The organism is Sporofaciens sp. SGI.106, assembly GCF_050314255.1.
Lineage (GTDB): Bacteria > Bacillota > Clostridia > Lachnospirales > Lachnospiraceae > Claveliimonas.
The window spans coordinates 1-2,585 of the sequence record NZ_JBNPMZ010000041.1; the positions used below are offsets into that span (position 1 = coordinate 1).

Here is a 2,585-nt window from a genome sequence, read left to right on the forward strand (position 1 = left end):
TTTGATGGGAGTAGCAGACGCCCTTCCGGAACCAGAGGCAATTCCCCGGGCGAGACGTGCTCGGTATTCCATTATATAAAAAGGCCCATTTTTTATCTTAAAACCGTCGCGGATTTTAAAAGTGATTAAAAATAATCAATGTTTAAGGTGATATTGTAATGTTTTCAGTTTTATTGATGAAAAAGAAGTGTGGTTTTTATTATTGAGTTTAATATAATTGGAATTACTTCCTGTAGCGAGAAACGCCAGACCCGTATTTAGCCGGAACTGACGTTTCTTAGTTAAGGAAGAATGGATTATCGGAAAAAATTTCTTGAAAATGTGAGAAAAGTGAATTTAGGTAGTCTCTTCTATTATTTTAAGAAATTTTTCTGTTTCATTATTGGACATTCCGATGATAGATTGAGCTTTTTCAATGCTCATACCCTCATTCATTAGATTAATAAAAACTTTTAGTTCTATTACTTCTGCGCCTGCATTATAACCCTCTGAGAAAACTCTAAAAAAGTCTTCGTCATTTGTTACGTCGAATTTCAAATCCTTATTCAAGTAATTTACCTCCATCTGAAACGAAATTTTCTTAGTATCATCATGAAAAAATGATTTTCCCTGGGGAATAGATAATATATTCTTTGGTTCCAATATCTAACATTTTGTTAAGTTTCGAGTGAAATAATTCTGTTTCACTCATATAATCCAAGAATTTGAAATCAAAATCTAAGAAACAGGAATCAGGATAGCTTATTAAATCTTCAATATCTGTCACTAGACCTTCGGCTTCTTGGACGGTTTGGGGATTATTTCTATAAACTTGAAGAATATATTCCCGGTCCGATGCCGGCAATCTTTCAATTGTGCTCATTTTGTTATCATTGCAATATTCGATTTTTCTTCAATTAAGTGAAAGATTATGTATTCCATAATTAGTGCTGGGTTATACATATTTTCTGACTTTAGAAGGTTATATAGATCCTGGATGACTGGTTCCCTTTTTGATTCAGGGTATTTTTCGGGAAAATAATCAGAAATAGTATTTTTTTGAATTTCTTCCAACAATTTTAAAAGGCGAGCTGAAATGAATGAAGAGATCATTCTATCAGCTTCTAAATCATTAGTCTGAAAGTAGTCTGTAATTCTTAACATTTTAAATCCTCCTTTGTGTTTGCGTATTTTTATTTTATTTTAAAGTATGTTTATTAAAAAATGGTTGCATGGCGTGTAACTTTCCATTTTCCTGTGCAAAAAAATGAAAAACGTTCCGTTTTGTTAACATTTAGTTAAGCAATAAAACAGTGTTTTACAAATAAGGAGGACGTGTATATGAAATCACTTAGTGAGTTAATCGACGAATTGAAAAATGGAGAGACTGATGCAGAAATTGCAAGACGAGCGAATTTGGACAAATCTACGTTATCACGTATGAGAGCAGAGTTGCTTCCTCCCAATCGAAATTATTTATGGCCGTTAAGTTTCGCTTTAAAAACGAATTTTGGACAAGCGAAGCAGTTGTTTGAAGCTGGGGGATTGTGTTTGGATTCGACGTATCATCTGTCTGAGGATGAGAAAAAGCGTGAAGAATTTTTGAGAAAATGTCTGGCAGAGGGTAAGTATGATGTGATGAAAATTAATATTGAACTCTATGAAAGGAGATGGAAGTTGTTGGGTACGCAAAGAGATGAAAAGGATTAAATAAGTATAAAAAGAATCTTCTGTGCGAAAAAATAGAAGATTTCACTATTTGCTATTATAGATTTGGTAGTAGAAATAGATTTCAAAGGAGGATGTTAAAGAGCATGGAAAAAAATAAAATACTAATATCATTGACTGATAAACATAGGGAAAAACTTGCAGAGTGTGCTGCACGTGCAGGAATGACTATCCAAGAACTTATGCAGGAATTCATTGATGATTTGACGGAATGTAACAATGAGAATTATGATGACTGGGTGTTGTTGGATAATTGGATAATAGGAAAAAGAAAAGTTAATATTGTCAGATATTGTGTAGAAGAACTGGGGGATATAAACTATTTTTATAGAAGTATCTGTATCATCGAATCGTTAAAAAGTGAGATAAATTCTATTGAAGAAAATGGTATTTTTTTGGATGATCTTCCGAAACGCAGGAAAGAATTGGAAATCGAAGAAAAAGGTCTTGAAGAAGATTTTAAACGTTTCTCAGATTGGGCACAAAAACTAGATCCAACTATACAGATAGATGATCTGGAAACAGAATTAGAGAAAATTGAATCATGGCATAACGAGTATGATATTTTTGAAAACGGTTATTTATTTTCTCTTTACGATGAGTAAACGATTTTGCAATTCTACCTGTTGCAGGAAGAATTGGTCGGTAAGGATGTTTATGGGGTTAAGGGTTGTATGCTATGCAACCCTTTTTCTATGCCAGAAATTTATAATTGAAGTGTATTAATATATTGTTAGAAGGGATGTGTGTTGTGGATGCGGTTTAATAGGGATTCAATGCGAAATAGAGGAGGAAGAAAATGGGATCATATATTTAATAGGCTCTCGGAATCTTGAGCCTGCCGACTAAGATTCACCAGTCGGATGAACCTTGAAAAG

Annotated in this window: 5 protein-coding genes; 2 read left to right on the forward strand and 3 right to left on the reverse strand. The window is 33.3% G+C overall.

Annotated elements, in window-relative coordinates; all coding sequences use genetic code 11:
• Positions 1 to 336 precede the first annotated feature (336 nt).
• The 3 genes from ACQRCC_RS15410 to ACQRCC_RS15420 are packed head-to-tail and all read right to left on the reverse strand — an operon-like array spanning position 337 to position 1,143.
• Positions 337 to 549 carry a hypothetical protein gene (locus ACQRCC_RS15410; RefSeq protein WP_427851628.1) on the reverse strand — a complete coding sequence of 71 codons (213 nt, stop codon included), beginning with the start codon at positions 547 to 549 and terminating at the stop codon, positions 337 to 339.
• A gap of 40 nt (positions 550 to 589) precedes the next feature.
• Complete coding sequence (locus ACQRCC_RS15415; RefSeq protein ID WP_427851629.1) at positions 590 to 862, reverse strand: hypothetical protein; 273 nt, start codon at positions 860 to 862, stop codon at positions 590 to 592.
• Entirely contained in the window at positions 859 to 1,143 is a 285-nt protein-coding gene (locus ACQRCC_RS15420) for a hypothetical protein (protein ID WP_427851630.1), read from the reverse strand. Before ACQRCC_RS15420 ends, ACQRCC_RS15415 begins: the two co-directional genes overlap by 4 nt.
• Before the next feature lie 177 nt (positions 1,144 to 1,320).
• Here ACQRCC_RS15420 and ACQRCC_RS15425 point away from each other — a divergent pair, with 177 nt between their 5' ends.
• Positions 1,321 to 1,689, forward strand: a complete 369-nt coding sequence (locus ACQRCC_RS15425; protein ID WP_427851631.1) for a hypothetical protein — start codon at positions 1,321 to 1,323, stop codon at positions 1,687 to 1,689.
• A 104-nt stretch (positions 1,690 to 1,793) separates the two neighbouring features.
• Positions 1,794 to 2,312 carry a hypothetical protein gene (locus ACQRCC_RS15430; protein ID WP_427851632.1) on the forward strand — a complete coding sequence of 173 codons (519 nt, stop codon included), beginning with the start codon at positions 1,794 to 1,796 and terminating at the stop codon, positions 2,310 to 2,312.
• The last annotated feature ends 273 nt before the right edge of the window (positions 2,313 to 2,585 follow it).

Bases quoted from the DNA above. Each gene is read 5' to 3' on its own strand.
- ACQRCC_RS15415 (WP_427851629.1), bottom strand. From the start codon at position 862: ATGAGCACAATTGAAAGATTGCCGGCATCGGACCGGGAATATATTCTT.
- ACQRCC_RS15420 (WP_427851630.1), bottom strand. From the start codon at position 1,143: ATGTTAAGAATTACAGACTACTTTCAGACTAATGATTTAGAAGCTGAT.
- ACQRCC_RS15425 (WP_427851631.1), top strand. From the start codon at position 1,321: ATGAAATCACTTAGTGAGTTAATCGACGAATTGAAAAATGGAGAGACT.
- ACQRCC_RS15430 (WP_427851632.1), top strand. From the start codon at position 1,794: ATGGAAAAAAATAAAATACTAATATCATTGACTGATAAACATAGGGAA.